Here is a 20,810-nt window from a genome sequence, read left to right as displayed (position 1 = left end):
TCAGGCCTTCGCGCCGCCGTCGCCGCCCATGCAGGGCGGGGAATCCGCGACCTTTCCGGCGCGCTCGAACCACTGGTCCGGGTCCAGGGTGTGCAGCGCCAGCGCGTGGATGCCCCCGGCCAGCTCGTCGGCCAGGGCCTGGTTCACCAGCCGGTGCCGCGCGATCAGTTTCTGATCGCGAAAGGCCTCGGATACCACGGTTACCTTGAAGTGCGACTCCGAACCCGGCGGCACGTTGTGCATGTGGCTCTCGTTCACGACTTCCAGGTGCTCGGGCGCAAAGCGCTCCTCCAGCTTGGCGGTGATCTGTTCCTGCATGCTCATGTCCCGGCTCCCGCGAATGATGGTGTGTTCTGCACAAGCCACTAGTCTGCCTTGATGCGCCGCCATGTCCAGATCCGCCGTCCGCGCGACGGGCGTTGCCGGCCGTCGGGCAAACACCCCTTTCGGGAGGGGTATACTCCCGCGCTCATTTTCGTGACAGGGAAGCATGATGACGATTTCAGTGATGCGGATGGCCGGTACGAGCCTCCTGGGGATGCTGGTGATCACACTGGCTGGTTGTTCTTCGCCGCGGGCGGACTTTGAAACGGCCTGTATCGAGAACTCGGGAGATACGGAGGGCTGCACGTGTGCGGCCGAGCGTCTCGACAACAACCTCGACCGGAATCAATACGCCCAGTTGGTTGAGCTGATGCAGGATGGCGGTGCGACCATGAGGGAGGTCGAGCAGGCGGTCGATGCCGAGGTCATGGAAGAGCTGATGATTGCCGGCAAGCAGTGCAACACCGGCATGTAATCCTGCAGGCCCTCCTGGCGGTCTTGCTGGGGTTATGGCTGGCGGTGCCGGTGGCTGTACAGGCGGAAGTCCCCCGCGGTGCGGACATGACGCCCGTTACGGGCGATATCGTCCTGCGCGCCGGCAATGGCGCCTGGGCCTTTCTGGCGCGGCGGTTCTCGGAGTCGGATCCGCGCTGGAGCCATGCCGGGGTGATCCTCCGTGAGGGTGAAACTGTGAGGGTCGTTCACATGGACGGCTCGCCGGCCGGGGGCGAGATTCGTGCCGACTCGCTGGAGACCTTCAGCGCGGGCCCACAAGCCACGCAGCTGGTGCGCACGGGCCTGGACGCCGCACAACGCCGGCGCGTCGGAGACTGGCTGGCCGGGCAGCTGGCGCGTGGGACGCCCTTTGACACCCAGTTCCGTCTGGAAGACGACTCTGCGCTCTATTGTTCGGAGCTCGTATGGCGAGCCCTTGAACACGTGGACCCGGCCCTGGACCAGGCGGACCTGCCACGGATGGCCGGTCGTTCGTATATCCCGGTGGATCGGCTGCTGCAGTTGGGGGATGCTGGACCGGTGCCCGGCCGGGGTGCTCCGGTCCCTGCAGTCCAGTGAAACGCGCGCAGTTTCTGGAAGAGTGAGTGACTTGTCGGAGGTTGTCCGGGCGGACTGCCACGCCGCCGTGAACAGCCGATAGAGATTACGGAGGGCGTATGGGGCAGACGCTGGCGTTCGATATCTATGGGACGTTGATCGATCCCCTGGGCGTTGCTGCGACGCTGGAGGGCTGGTTTGGCGAACAGGCCCCTGTTCTGGCGCGTGCCTGGCGCGAGAAACAGCTCGAGTACACCTTCCGGCGCGGGCTGATGGGGGCGTATGCGGACTTCGATACCTGTACCGAGCAGGCGCTGCGCTATTGCTGCCAGGCGTTGGATATCGAGCTCGACCCTGAGCAGGAGGTGGAGTTGTTGCAGCGCTATCGCCAACTCCCTGCCTTTACCGATGCGGCTCCGGCCCTGGATCGCCTGCGCGCGGACGGCCACCGCCTGTTCGCATTCAGCAACGGCAGGGTCGAGACGGTGGATGAGCTGTTGCGCCACGCCGGTCTGGACGATCGCTTCGAGGATGTCGTCAGCGTGGACGAGATCGGCTGCTTCAAGCCGGATCCACGGGTGTACCGGCATTTCCTCCAGCGGGCGAATGTATTGCCGATGGATGCCTGGCTGATCTCGGGCAACCCGTTTGACGTGATCGGCGCGCAGGCCGCGGGTATGCGCACGGCCTGGCTCGACCGGGCGGGGCAGGGGCTGTTCGATCCCTGGGGCGGGGAACCCACCGCTACCATCCGGGACCTGGACGAGCTGACCGGCGCGCTGGGTTTGTAGCGGCCGCGACCTCGGCAAGCATTCCCGTTGCAACGCGCTATTCGCACGCGGTGGTTGCGCTACGATGGAGATCGGGCAGCCGCCGGGAGAGGAGCGTGAGCCAGCAGGTCAAGCAACGGGTCGCGCCCGCAGTCGAATCGCCCCCGATCCGTCCCGCCACGCTCGAGGATCTGGAGGCGCTTGTGGCGCTGGAACAGGCGGCGTTCGAGGTCGATCGCATCTCGCGGCGGCAGTTTCGCTACCTCCTCACGCGCGGGCATGCGGCCACGCTGGTGGCGGAGGGGCCCGGCGGTGAGGGCCTGCTCGGCTACGTGATGCTGCTGTTCAGCCGGGGTACGTCGCTGGCGCGGCTGTACTCGATCGCGGTCAGCGAGCGGGCACGCGGGCAAGGGCTCGGGCGGCGCCTGGTGGAGGCGGCGGAGGACGCGGCGCGGGAGCACGGCCGGACCGATCTGCGCCTGGAAGTGCGGCGTGACAACGCGGCCAGTCAGGCATTGTTCCGTGGGCTAGGGTATCGCGATTTCGGCACCATCGATGATTACTACGAGGACCACATGGATGCGCTGCGGCTGCAGAAGTCGCTGGCGCCCGGTCCCGATCCGGCGCTGGTGCGCGCACCGTACTACGCGCAGACGCTGGAGTTCACCTGCGGCCCGGCCGCGCTGATGATGGCGATGCGCGCCATCGACCCGGACCTGAAGCTGGACCGGCGCCTGGAGCTGCGCCTGTGGCGTGACGCCACCACCATATTCATGACCTCCGGCCACGGCGGTTGCGGTCCCTACGGGCTGGCGCTGGCGGCCGCCCATCGCGGGTTCGAGGTGGAACTGCTGGTGCGCGATCGTGGCGTGGCGTTTGCCGATTCGGTGCGCAGCGTGGAGAAAAAGGAGGTCATGCAGCTGGTGCAGGAAGAGATGATCGAGGAGCTGGAGCAGCTCGGGGTCCCCGTGGTGCATGGTCCGGTGAACGTGGCCCAGCTGGCGGCACGCTCTGCCGAGGGCGGGGTGCCGGTGGTGCTGATCAGCAGCGTGCGGCTGTATGCCGAACGCTTCCCGCACTGGGTCACGGTGACCGGGTTCGACGAGCGTTTTGTCTATGTGCACGACCCGTTCGTGGATACCGAGCAGGGCGAGCGCGCGCTGGATTCGGTAAACATGCCGATCGCGCGCGCGGACTTCGAGCGCATGGCGCGCTATGGACGCGCGGGGTTGCAGGCGGCGGTGATCGTCGGCCCACGCAAGACGCCAAGGGTGGCGCATGCCTGAGCACCGTATCCTGGTCGAGCGCCGGGCGGACTGGAAGCCGCACTTCCCCGACCTGCCGGTGATGGCGATTGACGACTACCTGCGCGGCCCGGCCGTCGACGACCCCGCCAACCTGCGGGTGATCAACCTGTGCCGCAGCCAGCGCTATCTTTCGGCCGGCTACTACGGCTCGTTGCTGGCGGAGGCGCGCGGGCATCGGGTGATCCCCAGCGTACGTACCCTGCAGGACCTGTCGCGCAAGTCGATCTACAGCCTGGACACCGAAGAGCTGGATGAACGTGTGGCGCGCGTCCTTGGGCGCAGCCGCCAGCGCACGCATCCGGAACGGCTGGAACTGACCGTGCTGTTCGGCCAGTGCGACGAGCCGGCGCTGCAGGCGATCGCCGGGCAGCTGTTCGCCCTGTTCCCCGCGCCGATGTTCCGGGTGGAGTTCCGGCTACAGGGCCAGTGGCAGATCCATGCCCTGCGCCCGTTCGCGCTCAATGCGCTCGAGCCCGAGCAGGAGCCGGCCTTCTTTGCCGCCCTGGAGCGCTACCTCTCCAAGCCCTGGCGCCGCCGGCGCGAGGCCCGCAGCGCACGCTACGAGCTGGCCATTCTGCACAACCCGGACGAGGCCCTGGCCCCGTCCACGCCGGCGACGCTCAAGCGCTTCGCCCGCGCCGGACAGGAGCAGGGGATGGATGTCGAGCTGATCCAGGCGCGCGACCTGCCACGGCTGGCGGAGTTCGATGCCCTGTTCATCCGCGAGACCACCGCGATCGACCACTACACCTACCGCTTCGCGCGCAAGGCCGAGGCCGAGGGCATGGTGGTGATCGACGATGCCGACTCCATCCTGCGCTGTACCAACAAGGTCTACCTGGCCGAACGCCTGGCCGCCCATCGCGTGCCCACACCGAAGACGGTGATCCTCAACCGCGAGACCATCCTGCGCGCCGAGGAATCGATCGGCTATCCCGTAGTGCTCAAGATCCCGGACGGCAGCTTTTCGCGCGGCGTATTCAAGGCGAACGACCGCGGCGAGCTGGAATCCATCGCTCGGCGCCTGCTCAAGGAGAGCGATCTGATCCTCGCCCAGGAGTTCGTCTACACCGAGTTCGACTGGCGCATCGGCGTGCTCAACCGCAAGCCACTGTACGCCTCGCAATACCTGATGTCGCGCAAACACTGGCAGATCGTCAACCACGACGCCAAGGGCGGCGCGCGCGAGGGCGGCTTTCGCACCCAGGCCCTGGAAGATGTGCCCGCGGCGGTGGTCAAGACCGCCGTCAAGGCCGCCAACCTGATCGGCGACGGCCTCTACGGCGTGGATCTCAAGCAGACCCCGCGCGGCGTGATGGTGATCGAGGTGAACGACAACCCCAACCTCGACGCCGGCATCGAGGACAAGGTCCTCGGCGAGACGCTCTACACCGCCCTGATGCAGGACTTCGTCCGCCGTCTCGACGCCGCTCGCCGCCACCGCGCCGCGCCCTGAACTGATCCAAAGAAGCCGTGATCGGTAACGAGAGTCCGCCAATCGCCGCGTCGTAGGATGTGACGAGCGAAGCGAATCGCATCGGGGTTCGGACCGTGCAGGGAGTGGTGCGTTTCGCTGCGCTCAACGGCACCCTACGGGTACAGGACAGGTACAGGATGTTGTCGCGCCGGGCCGTGCCCGGAGGCGGTCAGGCGACCGCTTCGGGTGATTCCTGCTGCGGGTCGTGGAGTTCCAGGTCGACCATCAGCTCGTTGGCCAGGGCCTCCAGGTCATCCTGCAGGGTATCCAGGTCCACGCCCTCGGAGACGCCCAGACGGGCCTTCGCGCGGAACATCGGCTCACCGGTCATCGAGCCCGGCTCGCAGGCGGTCTCCAGCGTCTCGACACTGACGCCGTGGCGCGAGAGCACAGCGGTGATGTCCTGCACAATCCCCGGCCGGTCGTGACCGATCAGGTCGAGCTCCACGGCGTGCCGAGCAGCCGCCGGCAGCTCGCTGCCGCGCTGGATATGCACCTGCAGCCCGTCGCCCTCCAGATCGCGCAGTGCGGCCTCCAGCCCGTCCGTCGCCTCGGCTTCCACCTCCAGCAGCACCACCCCGGCAAACTGCCCGGCTAGCTGCGCCATCCGGCTCTCCAGCCAGTTGCCGCCCGCGGCCCGCGCCTTGGCCGCCACCGCGCTCACCAGCCCCGGCCGGTCCGGCCCGATCACCGTCAGAATCACCGAAGTCTTCATACGCACAGTCCTCGCACCCATCGCAAACAGACTCAATATCCTGCGCGCGCTTGCCGCCCGAGGCAACGCGCCCGCTGGCAGTTTCGTGCCGAACGAATGATCCCCCAACGCTCGAACGGTGGGTTCCCCAAGTTCGGCCAGGAGCGCTCGCGCGCCAGGCCTTCTAAACGCATGATCGATCCATGGTTGTGTCTTCTAGTCTGAGGTTCTTTACTGGAAGGGGAAAGGCAAGGCCTGACCCTCGAAGGCCACTCACGGTTTGAGTGCGAGAGTCGTCCGCGCCGGCACGACCTCGGTCACCGCGCCTTTGCGCGTGAACATCGTGTCACGGTGCCACCATACGATCATCACGGCCACGGCGACCAGGATCCAGGTATCCCAGGGTTGCGCATCCGGCCAGAACGGGTTGATGAGCTGCCAGTGGAACAGCATCGGCCAGAGCAGGCTGCCGCGCGTCTGGTTGAAGATCGGCGTGACCAGCACCGCCAGGGCCACGTTGCCGACGAAGAACGGCAGAAAATTCCAGTCGGCGAATGCGGTGCTGGCCAGGAAGAACGCTGGCAGGTGCCACAGTCCCCAGGTCGCGCCGATCAACAGGCCGGCCCAGATCGGCGCCATGTGCCGCTGAAGCAAGGGTTGCGCCACGCCGCGCCAACCGAACTCCTCGATCGGGCCGAGCAAGAGCATCATGAACAGAAGGGCCAGGACGGGGCCGGCGCCCTCTGGCGGCAGCGGCGTCAGTATCGGGCCACCCATTAGCCGCGATCCCGCGACAAAGACGAGCGGCAGGCCGATCAGGATGAACGCAAGCCACCCCGCCGGGCATTGCCAGAGGAAAAGCCGGGACAGGAAGGCCCGGATGCCGGAGGTACCGCAGTAGAGGAACACGATCACGAAGGCGGCAATCGCGGGGGACCAGGTTGCGAGGAAGAAGAACGGATGCGATCCGCTGATCTCGCCAAACCTGGCTGCAGCCGCCTCCGGAAACAGGATGTAGACCCCGATCAACCCCCAGGTGATCAGGAAGGTGATCGCGACGAAGGCGACCAGACCCGATGACGGGATCCGGGCCGGGCCAGTGGAACGCGACTCGGTTGGCATCGGGGGTCTCCCAAGAATGCGCACGGTGGAAGCGTGCATAGTCCTTCTTCCCGCGCGAAGCATCGCTGATGTGGATCAAGACGAATTTCTAACATTCCGGGAGGCGCGTTTTCCCGGCAGGCACTGCTGTGTCAGTACTCCACCCGGGTGAGGCGTGCGCGAAAGAACGGGGCGTACGCGGGGGTGCCGTAGAGGTTACCGATCTCCATCGCGGTCGGGATGGTGAAGCCCTGATGGGTGGCATGGTCCAGCGTCCGCCCACCAAAGGGTTGCAGACGATGGATCCGGTCCGGGTTCGCGTCCGACCAGCGCTGCGTGGTCATCTCGAGGACCCGGCCGGCGGGGTCGAGGATCAGGTGGATCGGCTCGACGCCGTGCACCTCCGGGAACCGGACCTCCGCGTGATCCGCACCCGTCTGCGTCCACACCGCCCCGGACTGCGGCAACAGCGCGGCCGGCGTCCACACGGTTTCCATCACCATCCGTGCCGCAGCGGCACGGGCATGATCCTCGGTGTCCGCGATCCGGGCGACCGGCAGCACACCCCACAGCCAGAAGCGGGTCCAGCTCGTCTGGCCGTGCCAATAGCCATCCGAGCCGGAGAAGTGGATCAACCCGGAGCCGGCATGCGCGCGCCAGACGAACCCATGCCCTGGTGCGAGGATCTGGTCGGCCTGCATCGGCAGCTCGCGGCCGTTCAGGATCAGCGAGCCTTCCATCTCCAGTCGAACCGCCCTGTGCAACGGCGTTCCCGGCGCGATGGCGCTCGCGAAATAGCGCTGCGCGATCTCGGGGAGGTCGGCCACCATGTCCGGATCATAGGACGCAGGTCTGGGCTCCCGCTGATCCAGTAACGCGTCCCAGACCACCTGCGTGTTCCGGGCATCGCGCGCGCTCGTCCACAGCCCCATCGCGCTCCCCGTCATACCCGCGATCAGGACGACCCACCCAACCGTCTTCAGCAGGGTTGCAAGTGCCATCGAATCCCTCTCCTTTCCATATACTGTAGCGAACGGCGGAGCCAATGGGCGACGCGGTCGTTGCGGAAGGCTTGATCACCCCTACCGGAGGTGCACTATGGAATCGCTTGTCGAGGCACTCATCCCCTACGCCGTTCGCGCGCCCTCCGGACACAACACCCAGCCGTGGCAGTTCACGGTGGAACAGGACACGATACGGATCTATCCCGACCCTTCGCGGCGCCTGCCCGTCGTCGACCCGGACGATCACGCGCTGTTCATCAGCCTGGGCTGCGCACTCGAGAATCTCGTCGTCGCCGCCGCACAGCAGGGCCTTGCGGCCCGCATCGACTACTTCCCCTCGGGTGAACCGGAAGAGTGTCTGCGGGTTCGATTCTCCGAGGGCGCCGACGAAGACACCAACGCCTTGTTCCAAGCGATTCCCCAACGGCAGTCGAATCGCGGAACCTACGATGGAAAAGCGATCAATGACTCCGATCTTGCCCGGATGCTGGAGGCGAACCCCTGCGATTCCGTGGCCGTACGTGCGTTTCGCGTCAGCGATCCAAAGATCGAGCCGATCATCGGCTTCGTCCGGGAGGGCAACATCGCCCAGTTCAACGATCCGGCTTTCGTGGCGGAGCTCGTGTCGTGGATCCGCTTTTCCCGGCGTGAGGTCTCCACCCGCCAGGACGGCCTCGCGGCCGCGGCATTGGGCTTTCCCTCAGTGCCCCGCTGGCTCGGCAACTGGATCATGACGACGCTGGTCAAGCCCGACGGCGAGGCAGCCCGGCAGGACAAGGCCATCCGTAGTTCCTCTCTGCTCTTGATCTTTATCGCCAGGGTGAATGACAAGCGACATTGGGTCGACGTCGGTCGCAGCTTTGAGCGCGTCGTGCTGACGGCGGCTTCCTTGGATATCGCGCACGCTCACGTCAACATGCCTTGCGAAGTCGAGCCGATTCGCAGGCGGCTTGCCACTCACCTGGGTCTGGAGCCTGGAGAACAACCGCTGCTGCTGATACGTCTGGGCTATGCGAGGAAGCGAATGCCACCCTCCCCGAGACGGCCCATCGATCAGGTCATCCGGGAACGAGGCGCTGCCATGACGGGGTCGGACCTCGAGGAGTTCCGATGTGCCTGACGTGGCCTGGCACGAAGTAGCGGTTGGCGCGCCGCATGGGACCCTTGCCTGGAACAAGCCATTTGGCGGTCGAAATGGGCAGTTCAAGCGCCCAGAAACGGGCTTTGAAAGCGGTAGGTTCTTGACTCCGGGGGAGATCGAGAGGTCCGACCCCGGGTCTGGGTAAGGGGGGCTGAAGTAGGCGCAGCGGGCGCCGATGGTACAACCGTTGAATCAGGAGTGGGTGGGTGTGTCGTTACCGGTGCGACTGAAGGACGTGGTGGATGAGCTTGATGCGCCGCTGCGCGGCTGGCAGGCCTTTGTGCATCGGACGACAGGGCAGGTCGTCGGCTTCAGCGAAGAGGACGAAGGCGTGGCCGAGTGGGATGCCGCGGACGTGCCGGCGTGGCAGGTGGAAGTGCTGGAAATGATTCGCGCGGTCCACGCGTCGGACGATTATGTCCGACTGCCGGACCGGGAGGCGTTCGATGAGTACGGGGTCATGGAGGCGTTCTGTTACCAGCAGGAGGGCCCGGGCGTTCAGGCCGAACTGCTGGACGCGATTCGCGGGTGCGGGGCGTTTAGCCGCTTCAAGGATCTGATCCGCGTTCGGGGCCTTGATCAAGAGTGGTATGCGCACCGGGACGAGGCGCTGCGTGAGTGGGTGGCAGACTTCCTCGGGGAGGAAGGGATCCCGTTTGTGGATGAATGATTGCCTGAATCGATCCAGCCAGAACGCGGGTCAGGGGCATGGGTCCGGGCCATGCCTTGTGCCCGCAGGGAAACCCATGATCCATGTACACGCTTGCGCTCGCATCGCTTTGGGGTGCGAACAAGGCGTGGTAACTGCCGTACGGTCAGTCGGCGTAGATCATGCGGCGGGTCATGCCGCCGTCGGCGGTCCAGATCTGGCCGGTGATGAAGCCGGCGTCGGGGCCGAGCAGGAAGGCGGTCAGGGCGGCGATGTCGGCGGGCTGGCCGACGCGACCGGTCGGGTGCTGAGCGTGGTCCTGCGCGGATAGCGGCTCGGCCTGCTGCTGGTCGGGGCTGCGGGTGTCGATCCAGCCGGGGCGGATGGCGTTGACGCGGACCTCCGGGCCGGCACTGATGGCCAGGGCATGGGTGAAGGCGTCCAGCCCGCCCTTGCTGGCGGCGTAGGCCTCGGTGTCCGGCTCCGACTGCAGGGCGCGGGTTGAGCTGATGCTCACGATGGCGCCCCGGCGGCGGCGCAGCAGGGGCAGGGCGTGCTTGGCGAGCAGGAAGGCGCCGGTGAGGTTGGTATCCAGCCAGAGCTGCCAGTCGGCCAGCTCCAGTTCTTCCAGTGGTCCGGAGTGCGGGTCGCTGATGCCGGCATTGTTGACCAGCGCATCGAGTCCGCCGTGCCATTCCTCCGTGCGCCGAATGGCTTCGCGGACCTGGGCCTCGTCGCGGACATCCAGCGTCATGGCCCGGGCGGCGGGCCCCATGCGGGCGGCCGCCTGTTCACATTCGCGGCCGTCGATATCGGCCAGCACCACCTGCCAGCCATCCCGTACCAGGCGCTCGGCAATGCCGAGCCCGATTCCGCGCGCCGCGCCGGTGATCAGCGCGACCCGAGAATGACTTTGACGGGGCGTGTGCTCAGACATTCAAGGTCACGGGTGAGCCTTGCTGCCCACGGCTGGCGCGATAGGCGGGGCGACGTGAGTCATGCGGTTTCGGTCTCGTGCGCGAGCATGTTCATGATCAGGCGGATCATCGTTTCCTTGTTGTCGGGGTCGGATTCCGCCACCAGCAGGGTCAGGGCGGCCAGGCCTACATCGTTGATCACGGGCTCGCCGGCTGGGCTGATGAGACGGTGATTGCGATGCAGGAAGTCGACGAACAGGTAGGCGGCGCTGCGCTTGTTGCCGTCGGAGAACGGGTGGTTTTTGATCACGAAGTACAGCAGGTGCGCCGCCTTGGACTCGACCGTGGGGTAGGCCGGTTCGCCGAATACGGACTGGTCCAGGTTGCCCAGTAGCGACTCGAAGCCGTCGCCGCGCTCCTGGGCGAAGAGTTCGGTTGCCTGTTTCTTTGCGACCAGGTCTTTCTTTAGCGTGGCGAGGGCGCTGCGCGCCTCGTCGGGTGTTGGAAGTGTGCCCCCACTCTCGGCCCTGGGCTCGGTTAGCAGGCCCTCGTCGTAGCGCTGCAACAGCAGGAAGGTCTGGGCGTAGCGGGTGACGATGTCGACCAGCCCACGACCGGCTTCGACGCCCAGTTCCGGGCTGCGGGCGGTACGGCGCACCAGCTCCAGTGCGGCTTCCAGCTCCCGGGCGTTGGTCTCGAAGCGCTGGCGGTTGAGGGTCCAGCCCCGGGTCAGGTGTTCGCGCAGCACGCGGGTGGCCCATTGGCGGAAGTGCACAGCACGGCGGGAGTTGACCCGGTAGCCAACCGAAATGATGGCGTCGAGGTTGTAGTGCTTGATGCGTCGTGAGACCTGGCGAGCGCCTTCCTGTCGAAGTACCGAGGAATCCTCGGTAGTTGACGGTTCATCGAGTTCGTCGTCTTTGTAGATGTTCTTGAGATGCAGACCGACGTTGTCGGTTGAGGTGTCAAAGAGCTCGGCCATCTGCCGCTGCGTCAACCAAACGGTATCGCGTCCGGTGTCCAGTCGGACTTCCACGATGTGGTCGGCATCATCTTCGTAAATGACGATCGGTGTTTCGTCTTCCCGGGTCATGTCGGATCCTCTTCCTTGAGGGGTTGCTGTTTTATAGCTTGTTCCTGGCTGTGTTTCCTGTCACCAGCTGGCCGGGTGGATGCTCTCACCGTATTACTCGCGTGATGCCGGCGGAAGGTTGTAGAAGGCTCGGGCGGTCGCGGTGGTGTGGGCGGCGAGTTCTTCGGTGGTTTCGTCGCGCAGCTTGGCCACGTATTCGCCGATGTGGGGGAGGAAGGCGGGCTCATTGCGCCGGCCGTTGCCGATCTTCTTGCCGGTGCCCTTGGGCAGGCTGCGCGGCAGGAGGTAGGGCGCATCCGTTTCGATCATCAGGCGGCCGCGCGGGATGCGCGGGACCAGCGGGTGCAGGTGGTGGCCGCGGCGTTCGTCGCAGACCCAGCCGGTGATGCCGATGTGGCAGTCGAGGTCGAGGTATTCGGCCAGGGCGTCGGCCTCGCCGGTGAAGCAGTGCACCACGGCCGCCGGCACCTTGTCGCGCCAGCGGCGCAGGATCTGGGCGAAGTCGTGGTGGGCGTCGCGTTCGTGCAGGAATACCGGCAGGCCGAGGTCGGCGGCCAGCTCTAGCTGGGCCTCGAAGGCGCTGCGCTGCTGCGGGCGCGGCGAGTGGTCCCGGTTGTAGTCCAGACCCATCTCGCCCATGGCGACCACGTTGGCGTCCGCGCGGGCGAGGTCACTGAACCGGGCGGCGATCGCGTCGGTCCACTGTTTGGCGAGATGTGGATGCACGCCCAGGGTGGCGCGGCAGCAGTCCGGGTAGCGGTCGGCGATCTCCAGGCATTTTTCGCTCTGGTGGGCGTCGGCGCCGGTGATCAGCATCCAGGAGACACCGGCCTCGCGGGCGCGTTCGAGGATCTCGTCGCGTTCCTTGTTGAAGGATTCGTGGGTGAGGTTAAAGCAGATATCGATCCATTCCATGCGCGGTATGCTAACGGATTGGACGCGTGGTGCCAGTTCCCGGGGCTGTCATTGCGAGATGCCGTCGGTGCCGTGGCACAAAAGCTCGAAGCGCGTTGCACGGCCGCAGGCCGGCCCGAAGGGCGGGCCGATCGCTCTGCCAGTTTTGGGAGATTGCCGCGGCGCCTTCGGCGCCTCGCAATGACGGGGGAACAAGCAGCGTCATCGCGAGGAGCGTAGCGACGTGGCGATCTGTGGGGGTGGCCCGGGCCGGGGCGGAGAAGCGTGGGGGGTTGCGGATGAAGGTTGCCGCGGCGCCTTCGGCGCCTCGCAATGACGGGGTCCTTGTCCGGGTTTGGGGTATGGAACGCGTGGGCGTGATACGTGTTGAACGGTTATTGATGATTTGGAGTTTGGAATGCGTGATGCGAGCCCCCTGGCGGTTTATCTGAACGACTATCAGCAACCGGCGTTTGTGGTGGAGAGCCTGGAGCTGGACTTTGATCTGGCGGCGGCAGCCACCGAGGTGACGACGCGCATGGCGGTGCGGCGCAACCCGGAGGCGGTGGAGCCGGATGCGCCGCTGCGCCTGTATGGCGATGGCGTGGAGCTGGTCTCGTTCACGGTGGACGGCGCCAAGCCGGCCGAGGGTTTGCTGGAACAGGACGCCGAGGGGCTGCTGCTCCACGGCCTGCCGGAGGCCGCGCGGCTGGAGATCGTCAGCCGCTGCCACCCGGATCAGAACACCGCGCTGGAGGGGTTGTACGCCTCCAGCGGCAACCTCTGCACCCAGTGCGAGCCGGAGGGATTTCGCCGCATCACGTTCTTCCCCGATCGTCCGGATGTGCTGACGACCTATCGCGTGCGCCTGGAGGCGGACCGGGCGCAGTATCCGGTGCTGCTGGCGAACGGTAACCGGGTGGAGGCCGGCGAGCTGGACGGTGGCCGGCATTACGCCGTGTGGGAGGACCCGTTCCTCAAGCCGTCGTACCTGTTCGCGCTGGTCGCGGGGGATCTGGCCTGCCAGCGCGACACCTTCACCACGATGTCCGGGCGCGAGGTTCAGCTCGAGCTGTACGTGGAGGCACACAACGCCGATCGCTGCGATCACGCGCTGGCCTCGCTGAAGCGCGCCATGCGCTTTGATGAGGAGGCCTTCGGCCGCGAATACGATCTGGATGTGTACATGATCGTCGCGGTGGACGACTTCAACATGGGGGCGATGGAGAACAAGGGGTTGAACCTGTTCAACGCCAAGTACGTGCTGGCCAGCCCCGACACCGCCACCGACGACGACTTCGTCGCCATCGAGTCGGTGATCGCCCACGAGTACTTCCACAACTGGTCGGGCAACCGCGTGACCTGCCGCGACTGGTTCCAGCTGTCGCTGAAGGAGGGGCTCACGGTCTTCCGTGACCAGGAGTTCACCACCGACTGCACCCTGTTCGGCGTCAAGCGCATCGACGACGTGGCCATGCTGCGCGCCTTCCAGTTCCCGGAGGATGCCGGCCCGCTGGCGCACCCGGTGCGCCCGGATCACTACGCCGAGATCAACAACTTCTACACCCTGACGGTGTACGAAAAGGGTGCGGAGCTGATCCGCATGCTGCGCACCCTGATCGGGCGCGAGACCTTTCGCCGCGGACTGGATGTCTACTTCGAGCGCTTCGACGGTCAGGCGGTGACCACTGACGACTTCGTGGCGGTGATGGCCGAGGTCAGTGGCCGCAACCTGACGCCATTCAAGCGCTGGTACACCCAGGCCGGCACCCCGCGGGTGACGGCCGCGACGTCGTTTGACGGCCCCGGCGGTCAGGCGCGCATCACGCTCACGCAGGAGACGCCGCCAACTCCGGGGCAGGAGCACAAGGAGCTGGTGGTGATCCCGATGCGCGTGGCTTTTCTGGATGCGAAAGGACAGCGAATCACGGCCCACCAGAAGGGCGGCGAGGTGCAGGACGAGTGGGTGCTGGAGCTCAGCGAGGGCGAGCAGACCTTCCGTTTCGAAGAGTTGTCCGACTCGCCAACCGCGATCTCGTGGCTGCGCGGCTTCTCCGCCCCGGTGATCCTGAACGCCAACCAGGGCGTGGACGAGCTGGCCCATCTGCTGGCCTATGACGACGACGCCTTCGCCCGCTGGGAGGCGGCGCAGACGCTGTTCCGCCGCGCGATCCGGTCACGCATCGAGCACGATGCGGCCGACACCGCGCTGGAGGCGGCGATCGAGCATGCCCTGGCGGCGCTGTTGCGCGACGAGGCGATCGAGCCGGTGCTGCTGGCGACTATCCTGCAGCTGCCGCCGACCCGCGAGCTGGCCGAGCTGTTCGAGCGCGTGGACCCGGTGCGTCTGCGCAACGAGCGCGACGACCTGGAGAAGCGCCTGTACATGCCGCTGACCGAGGCGATGCAGCAGATTCAGCCGAAGCTGGATGACGTCGACAACGGTGCGTTCACCGCCGAGGCCATGGGCCGGCGCCAGCTGCGCAATCGGCTGCTGGCGCTGCGCGTCGCCGCGCGCGACCAGGCCGCGGTGCCCGAGGCCCTGGCGCAGTACCAGAAGGCGCGCAGCCAGACCATGCGCATGGGCGCACTGAATGCGGTCAACGAGCTGGACCACGAGGCGCGCCAGGTGCTGCTGGCGGACTTCGAAAAGCGCTACCGCGACGACCCGCTGGTGCTGGACAAGTACTTCGGGCTGCAGGCGGGCAGCCAGGTCGCCGGCGGTTTCGAGCGCCTGGACGCGCTGCTTGAGCACCCCGGCTTTCGCTGGACCAACCCGAACCGCGTGCGCGCGGTGCTGGGGCCGTTCATGGCGCGCAACGAACGCCACTTCCACCAGGACGACGGCGAGGGCTACCGCCGTATGGGCGGCTTCGTCGAGAAGCTGGACGCGATGAACCCGCAGACCGCCGCACGCCTGGCCCAGCCGCTGACCCGCTGGCGCAAGGTCGACACCGCCCGTGGTGAGCAGATGCGCGCGGAACTCGAGCGCCTCGCCGCGCTCGAAGTTTCGCGCGACCTACGCGACGTAATCGAACGCGCGCTGGCGGAGTAACTGGCGAACGCTTTCACTCATCGCGCGTCGGCGTTTCGTTTGGATGTTGCCACGTCCCCTGTGGCACCTCGCGATGACGAGGCTATAGGCACCCGTCATCGCGCGTCGCGAAGCGACGTGGCGATCTCCGTGGGCGGTCCCGGTGCGGGTCCGTTCGAACGTCGGGGTTGCGTCCGCAGGTGGCTGTGGGTTGTGGTAGGTTGATGTCAGGTTATAGGGGGCGCGACGCCCCTCGAGACGAGGTTCGGACCGACGTGAAGCGAGTCTTCTACCGACTGCTGTGCTGGATGCTGGTGCTGGCGATTGCCGGCCTGCCGGCGCTGGCCGCGGCCGTGGGTATGGAAGACGGTCACGCCGGGCACGCGATGCATAGTGCCCAGTCCAAGGGCGACGCCGAGCACGGGGCCCACGATCACGGGCACGACGCTGCCCATGTTCACCATGCGCATGGCGACCGGGCGGGCCATGCTGCGTCGCCGCATCATGGTTCGGACCATGCGTCTTCGTCGGGACATTCCCAGGCCAGCGAGCTGCTTGCACATGCCGATTGCGTGGATGCGGCTTGTCTGGCTGCCTGCGCCGCCTGTAGCCACTGTCAGGGCATGCCGTCCATCACCGGCATGAGTGTCGTGGCGACCGACGCGCCGGGCGCAAACCTGCATTCCTTCCATAGCGGTCCTTCCACGGCCGCGTTGCACCGCCCTCCAATCCTCTCCTGATCCCGTAATGCCGGCCGTTTGGCCGGTTCCTGCCCGAGTGCTGCCTGGGTGTCCCCCGGCAGCGGGTAGAAAGGCCGTGTCGTGCGCTTGCGCGCGGTTCGGAATCGAGTACGGAATCAAGGAGATTTTCACGATGCGAGCAACCCGATTGCTGCTCCCCGTGGTGTCGGTACTGTTTCTCGCCGGTTGTGCGGTTACCGCGCCCGAGCTGGACCGGTCCGATCTGATGGAGGACCTCTCGGTGCAGGGGATCGACCTGCCCGAGTCGGAGATGCCCCGACCCTCCGGCGAGCTGACGCTCGACGAGGCCATTCACCAGGCCATCTGGCGCAACCCGCGCATGCAGCAGGCTTATGCCAAGCTGGATCTGACTGCGGCCGAAGTGGTCGAGGCCTCCCAGTTTTCCAATCCATCGCTGTCGCTGTCGGTCATGCGCCCCGAGGGTGGCGGTGGCAACGAGTACGGCGTTGGCCTGGCCTGGGGGATCTCCGGGCTGCTGATGCGCGGCTCGCGCCAGGAGATGGCGCAGTCCCACTGGGAATCCACCCGTCTGCAACTGGCCGAGGGGATGGTCGCGTTGGCCAGTGACACCGAACGCGCCTGGTATGACGCGGTGGCCGCGCGCCAGCGTGCCGAGGTGCAACGCCTGGAGAGCCGGGCCGCGGATCTGGGCGCACGTTTGGGCGAGCGCTTCTATGACGCCGGCAATATCTCGGACCTGCAGCGCGCCCACCTGCGCATCCGGGCGGCCGAGTCACGGCTTAAGCTCGAGGATGCCCGCCAGCGCGAGCGCGAGGCGCGGCTGCGTCTGGCGCATTTGATGGGGCTGCCTGGCGAGGTCGATGACTGGGAGCTTCCGAAAGAGCTGCCGCTGCCGCTGGCAGAGGTCGAGGAGCGTCAGGCCCTGGTGGACCAGGCGCTGGAACAGCGCCTGGATCTGCGCGCCCTGGATCATGCCCTGGATGGGCTGACCGAGGGCGTGGCCCTAGTGCGGCGTTACCGCTGGATGGGGGATATCGAACCGGGACTGGAGTTCGAGCGTGAGGGTGACGGGACCCGCCTGTGGGGTGGGGGCATCTCGTTCACGCTGCCCATCTTCAACCAGAACCAGGCCGGTATTGGCCGCGCCGAGGCACGGCTGGCGGACGGCGAGGCGCGGCGCGAGTCGCTCGTGCAGGCGGTCACCAATGATGTGCACCAGCACTTCGAGCGCCTGGCCCACCACCGCAACCGTTTCGGCGTGCTGCAGGACGACCTGCTGCCGGCTCGCGAGTTGGCGACCGAGCGGCTCCAGGAACGCGTGAACTTCATGTTCGACGACGTGTTCGACCTGCTCGCGATCAAGCAGGAAGAGCTGGCCGCCTGGCAGAAGACCGTCGCGGCCCTGGGTGACTACTGGCAGGCCCGCGCCGCGCTGGCGCATGCCGTGGCCGGCGAGTTGCCGGGCGGCGAGCCGGGTAGCGCCGGAACCTTCGCGACCGCCCAGCTGGAGCACGAGCCGACGGCCATGGACCACGGGTCCATGGGGCATGGCGATCACGGTGCCATGGATCACGGAGGCCATGGAGGCATGGATCATGGCGACGGCGATGAAGGGCATTCCGGTATGGACCACGGGGATCACGGGGCCCATGACGATATGGATCATGGCCAAGGCCACGAAGGCCATGAAGGCCATGAAGGTCATGAAGGTCATGAAGGTCATGAAGGTCACGAGGGCCATTCCGGCATGGATCACGATGACCACGGTCAGCAGGACCAGGACCACCGCGATCATTCCAACCACGGGCATGGAGGGCATCACTGATGAAGCGCCGTAACTTTCTGATTGCCGCCAGCGCCCTGCTGCCGGCGACCACCCTGACACGGGTGATGGCCGAAACCGGCCACGAGCACCACAACCAGGGCGATCACACGCCGGGCGACCGCACCGAGCAGGGCTACATGCCGGTGCACACGCCCAATGGCTGGACCCTGCCCTACACGATGAACGACGGGGTGAAGGAGTTTCACCTGGTGGCCGAGGAGATCGAGCACGAGTTCGCGCCCGGTTCGGTGGCCAAGTGCTGGGGCTACAACGGCACCACGCCCGGGCCGACGATCGAGGCGGTGGAGGGCGATCGTGTCCGCATCTACGTGACCAACCGGCTGCCCGAGTACACCTCGGTGCACTGGCACGGCATCCACCTGCCCTCGGGCATGGACGGGGTGAAGGGCGTGACCCAGCCGCCGATCCACCCGGGCGAGACCTTCGTCTACGAGTTCGAGCTGAACCAGCACGGCACGCACATGTACCACCCGCACGCCGACGAGATGGTGCAGATGGCGATGGGGATGATGGGCATGTTCATCATCCACCCGAAGGATGGCGAGATCGAGCCGGTGGACCGCGACTACGCGATCCTGTTGCACAACTGGAGTCTGCATCCGGGCACCCGCACACCGGACCCGTCGGTGATGGTGGATTTCGACCTGTGGTCGATGAACTCCAAGGTGTTCCCGGCCATCGACTCGCTGGTGGCGAAGACCGGCGAGCGGGTGCGTATCCGCATGGGCAATCTGTCGATGTGGAACCACCCGATGCATGTGCACGGGGTGTCGTTCGAGGTGACCGGCTCCGATGGCGGGCGCTGGCCACGCAGCCAGTGGCGCAAGGAGACCACCGAGATCGTGGCGGTCGGCCAGACCCGCGATATCGAGTTCGTCGCGCCGCCGGGTGACTGGGCGTTCCACTGCCACATGTCGCATCACACCATGAACCCGATGGGCCACGGCATTGCCAACCCGCTAGGCGTGGATCAGTCCGGTATCGAGGAGGAGATCCGCTCGATCCTCCCCGGTTACATGGCGATGGGCGAGCACGGCATGGCCGATCACCAGGAGCATACCGACAGCGGTCACATGACCGGCCCGGAGAACACCCTGGCGATGGCCATGGGGCAGGGGCCCTTCGGCAGCATCGGCATGGGCGGGATGTTCACCCTGATCAAGGTCCGTGACGACCTGGAGCCGGGCGACTTCCGTGACCCGGGCTGGTACTGGCATCCGGAGGGCGAGGTCGCCTGGATGGTCAGCGATGACCCGGACTTCGGCAATCCGGTCCGCCGCGGCAAGCTGGCCGGCGAGGGCTCGGATGCGCTGCCGACCCCCAGCCGCGACGCGAACGGCCATGGTGGTCACGGGGGGCATGGAGGTCACGACCACTAGTCTCCGGTATGGAACCGGCCGGAGGGTCCATTCGGACCCTCCGTGTTACCCACACCTGTTTCCACGCAACGTTTGCCACACAGCCAAACGACAAAACGAGAAGAGGACACGACATGCAGACCAAGAGCACGATCCACAACACCACCCGAGCCGCCCTGGCGGCCCTGCTGCTGGCCCTGGCCATGCCGCTGCTGGCCCATGAGGGCGATTTGGGCAGCACGCCGGAGGATGGCGCCACCGTGCAGGGCTCGCCGGAGGAGATCGGCATCGAGTTCGATGGCGCGATGCGCATTACCCAGTTCGACGTGACCGGCCCCAACGGCCGTGTGAGGATGGCGAATCGGCCGGGCAACGAGCCGACCGAGCGCTACTTCGTGGAGCCTGCGGAGCCGCTTCCGGCCGGTAGCTATCAGGTGCGCTGGCGCGGTCTGGCGCGCGACGGGCACATGATGTCCGATGGCTTCCGCTTCACGGTGGAGGACTGATCCATGGCCTGGATGTCGGCACTCGCCGGGGTGGAGGCCTGGACTGTTGCGATGATCCTCGTGACGGCCGGGTTCTACCTCGGGGCCCTGCTGGCGACCGGGGCGGTGCTGTTTCGCCTGGCGTTTCCGGATCTGCCCGATCCGGATCGCCGGGTGCTCGCCCGGACGGGGGCAATCGCGGCCTGGGCGGCGATCGCCCTGGCCCTTTTCCAGTGGACCCTGCAGGCCGGGTATCTCGGGGGCGGGAACGTTGCCTCCGCGATCGACCCGATGTTGCTCGGTATGGTCTTTGAGGGCGCGCAGGGGACCCGGCTGATGCTCGCGGTGACGGGCCTGTTACTGGTTCAGGCGATCCTTCTGGATGCCCGGCGTCTGCCAGGGGTGGGCTACGGCCTGAGCCTGGCCGGGGTGCTGTTGGTGATGTTTGCCTTCGTGCAGGTGGGCCATACCGTGGACGAGCCTCGTGTTCTGTTGGCCGGCTTGCTGATCGTGCATCTGCTGGCTGCCGCCTTCTGGGTCGCGTCGCTGGCGCCGCTGTACCGGCTGGCCGGGCATCCTCCCGAGGGTGCGGATGCCGCGCGCATCCTGGCCCGTTTCGGGCAGGTCGCGATGGTTGGGGTCGGATTACTGGTGCTGGCGGGGGTGGTTCTCGCCTGGTGGTTGCTGGGGGGCATCACGCCGTTGCTGACCACCGGCTATGGCCAGTTCCTGATCGGCAAGGTGCTGATCGTCGCACTGCTCCTGCTGCTGGCGGCCGCGAACAAGTGGCGGCTGGTGCCGGCCTTCGAGCGCGGCGAAGCGGGAGCACCGCGGCGTCTGCGGCGCAGCATTGCGCTGGAGGGTGCCCTGGTGGCGTTGATCCTGCTGCTGACCGCGGTGCTGACCACGGTCAGCTCGCCGGCCAACGGTTGAGAAAGACC

Annotated in this window: 21 protein-coding genes; 13 read left to right on the top strand and 8 right to left on the bottom strand. The window is 66.5% G+C overall.

Annotation, left to right across the window (positions count from 1 at the left end):
• Nucleotides 1-324 (bottom strand): BolA family transcriptional regulator, encoded by a 324-nt coding sequence (locus tag D575_RS0103390; RefSeq protein WP_018144506.1) that lies wholly within the window; start codon nt 322-324, stop codon nt 1-3.
• A gap of 169 nt (nt 325-493) precedes the next feature.
• On the opposite strand from D575_RS0103390, the gene D575_RS0103385 reads away from it, so the two are divergent.
• From D575_RS0103385 to D575_RS0103365, 5 genes are all read left to right on the top strand, one after another.
• Nucleotides 494-799 carry a hypothetical protein gene (locus D575_RS0103385; RefSeq protein ID WP_018144505.1) on the top strand — a complete coding sequence of 102 codons (306 nt, stop codon included), beginning with the start codon at nt 494-496 and terminating at the stop codon, nt 797-799.
• Between the two features lie 86 nt (nt 800-885).
• Nucleotides 886-1,398 (top strand): YiiX/YebB-like N1pC/P60 family cysteine hydrolase, encoded by a 513-nt coding sequence (locus D575_RS0103380; protein ID WP_231367503.1) that lies wholly within the window; start codon nt 886-888, stop codon nt 1,396-1,398.
• A gap of 98 nt (nt 1,399-1,496) precedes the next feature.
• Complete coding sequence (locus D575_RS0103375; RefSeq protein WP_018144503.1) at nt 1,497-2,168, top strand: haloacid dehalogenase type II; 672 nt, start codon at nt 1,497-1,499, stop codon at nt 2,166-2,168.
• 95 nt (nt 2,169-2,263) lie between these two features.
• Nucleotides 2,264-3,433, top strand: coding sequence for a GNAT family N-acetyltransferase/peptidase C39 family protein (locus tag D575_RS0103370; protein WP_018144502.1), 1,170 nt, complete (start codon nt 2,264-2,266; stop codon nt 3,431-3,433).
• Complete coding sequence (locus tag D575_RS0103365; RefSeq protein WP_018144501.1) at nt 3,426-4,910, top strand: RimK family protein; 1,485 nt, start codon at nt 3,426-3,428, stop codon at nt 4,908-4,910. The genes D575_RS0103370 and D575_RS0103365 overlap by 8 nt, the downstream gene beginning before the upstream one ends.
• A gap of 190 nt (nt 4,911-5,100) precedes the next feature.
• On the opposite strand, the gene D575_RS0103360 is transcribed toward D575_RS0103365, so the two are convergent.
• The 3 genes from D575_RS0103360 to D575_RS0103350 all read right to left on the bottom strand — a co-directional run bounded on the left by D575_RS0103360 (nt 5,101) and on the right by D575_RS0103350 (nt 7,727).
• On the bottom strand, nt 5,101-5,646 hold the full coding sequence (locus tag D575_RS0103360) for a glycine cleavage system protein R (protein ID WP_018144500.1): 546 nt from the start codon (nt 5,644-5,646) through the stop codon (nt 5,101-5,103).
• Between the two features lie 252 nt (nt 5,647-5,898).
• On the bottom strand, nt 5,899-6,747 hold the full coding sequence (locus tag D575_RS0103355; RefSeq protein ID WP_018144499.1) for a CPBP family intramembrane glutamic endopeptidase: 849 nt from the start codon (nt 6,745-6,747) through the stop codon (nt 5,899-5,901).
• A 131-nt stretch (nt 6,748-6,878) separates the two neighbouring features.
• Nucleotides 6,879-7,727, bottom strand: coding sequence for a DUF6544 family protein (locus tag D575_RS0103350; RefSeq protein ID WP_018144498.1), 849 nt, complete (start codon nt 7,725-7,727; stop codon nt 6,879-6,881).
• Nucleotides 7,728-7,824: 97 nt separating this feature from the next.
• Between D575_RS0103350 and D575_RS0103345 the strand changes: the two genes are divergently transcribed.
• Both D575_RS0103345 and D575_RS0103340 read left to right on the top strand, forming a co-directional pair.
• Complete coding sequence (locus D575_RS0103345; protein ID WP_018144497.1) at nt 7,825-8,850, top strand: nitroreductase family protein; 1,026 nt, start codon at nt 7,825-7,827, stop codon at nt 8,848-8,850.
• 229 nt (nt 8,851-9,079) lie between these two features.
• A complete protein-coding gene (locus D575_RS0103340) occupies nt 9,080-9,541 on the top strand; it encodes a UPF0158 family protein (RefSeq protein WP_026182033.1) in 462 nt (153 codons plus the stop codon).
• A 145-nt stretch (nt 9,542-9,686) separates the two neighbouring features.
• Here the strand turns inward: D575_RS0103340 and D575_RS0103335 are convergent, their stop codons facing one another.
• The 3 genes from D575_RS0103335 to D575_RS0103325 form a co-directional block, all read right to left on the bottom strand.
• Nucleotides 9,687-10,457 (bottom strand): SDR family oxidoreductase, encoded by a 771-nt coding sequence (locus tag D575_RS0103335; RefSeq protein WP_018144495.1) that lies wholly within the window; start codon nt 10,455-10,457, stop codon nt 9,687-9,689.
• Nucleotides 10,458-10,516: 59 nt separating this feature from the next.
• Nucleotides 10,517-11,530, bottom strand: a complete 1,014-nt coding sequence (gene rhuM, locus D575_RS0103330; RefSeq protein WP_018144494.1) for a RhuM family protein — start codon at nt 11,528-11,530, stop codon at nt 10,517-10,519.
• Nucleotides 11,531-11,623: 93 nt separating this feature from the next.
• Complete coding sequence (locus D575_RS0103325; protein ID WP_018144493.1) at nt 11,624-12,445, bottom strand: TatD family hydrolase; 822 nt, start codon at nt 12,443-12,445, stop codon at nt 11,624-11,626.
• A gap of 397 nt (nt 12,446-12,842) precedes the next feature.
• Here D575_RS0103325 and pepN point away from each other — a divergent pair, with 397 nt between their 5' ends.
• Nucleotides 12,843-15,479: an aminopeptidase N gene (gene pepN, locus D575_RS0103320; protein WP_018144492.1), complete on the top strand. Its 2,637-nt coding sequence runs from the start codon at nt 12,843-12,845 to the stop codon at nt 15,477-15,479.
• A 206-nt stretch (nt 15,480-15,685) separates the two neighbouring features.
• Here pepN and D575_RS14650 read toward each other — a convergent pair whose 3' ends face one another.
• Entirely contained in the window at nt 15,686-15,928 is a 243-nt protein-coding gene (locus D575_RS14650; protein WP_338065499.1) for a hypothetical protein, read from the bottom strand.
• Here D575_RS14650 and D575_RS14450 point away from each other — a divergent pair.
• The 5 genes from D575_RS14450 (at nt 15,818) to D575_RS0103295 (ending at nt 20,802) form a co-directional block, all read left to right on the top strand.
• Complete coding sequence (locus D575_RS14450) at nt 15,818-16,198, top strand: hypothetical protein (protein ID WP_369699425.1); 381 nt, start codon at nt 15,818-15,820, stop codon at nt 16,196-16,198. The genes D575_RS14650 and D575_RS14450 overlap by 111 nt on opposite strands.
• A 148-nt stretch (nt 16,199-16,346) precedes the next feature.
• Entirely contained in the window at nt 16,347-18,005 is a 1,659-nt protein-coding gene (locus D575_RS0103310; RefSeq protein ID WP_018144490.1) for a TolC family protein, read from the top strand.
• Entirely contained in the window at nt 18,005-19,405 is a 1,401-nt protein-coding gene (locus D575_RS0103305) for a multicopper oxidase family protein (RefSeq protein ID WP_018144489.1), read from the top strand. Before D575_RS0103310 ends, D575_RS0103305 begins: the two co-directional genes overlap by 1 nt.
• Before the next feature lie 113 nt (nt 19,406-19,518).
• On the top strand, nt 19,519-19,890 hold the full coding sequence (locus tag D575_RS0103300) for a copper resistance CopC family protein (protein WP_018144488.1): 372 nt from the start codon (nt 19,519-19,521) through the stop codon (nt 19,888-19,890).
• A gap of 3 nt (nt 19,891-19,893) precedes the next feature.
• The gene (locus tag D575_RS0103295) at nt 19,894-20,802 is read left to right on the top strand and encodes a copper resistance D family protein (RefSeq protein ID WP_018144487.1); all 909 of its coding nucleotides are present in this window, start codon (nt 19,894-19,896) and stop codon (nt 20,800-20,802) included.
• The last annotated feature ends 8 nt before the right edge of the window (nt 20,803-20,810 follow it).

Source organism: Thioalkalivibrio sp. AKL6, from assembly GCF_000376905.1.
GTDB lineage: Bacteria > Pseudomonadota > Gammaproteobacteria > Ectothiorhodospirales > Ectothiorhodospiraceae > Thioalkalivibrio > Thioalkalivibrio versutus.
The sequence above is the reverse complement of the archived record's forward strand: the minus strand, read 5'-3'. Positions and strand labels throughout refer to the sequence as shown.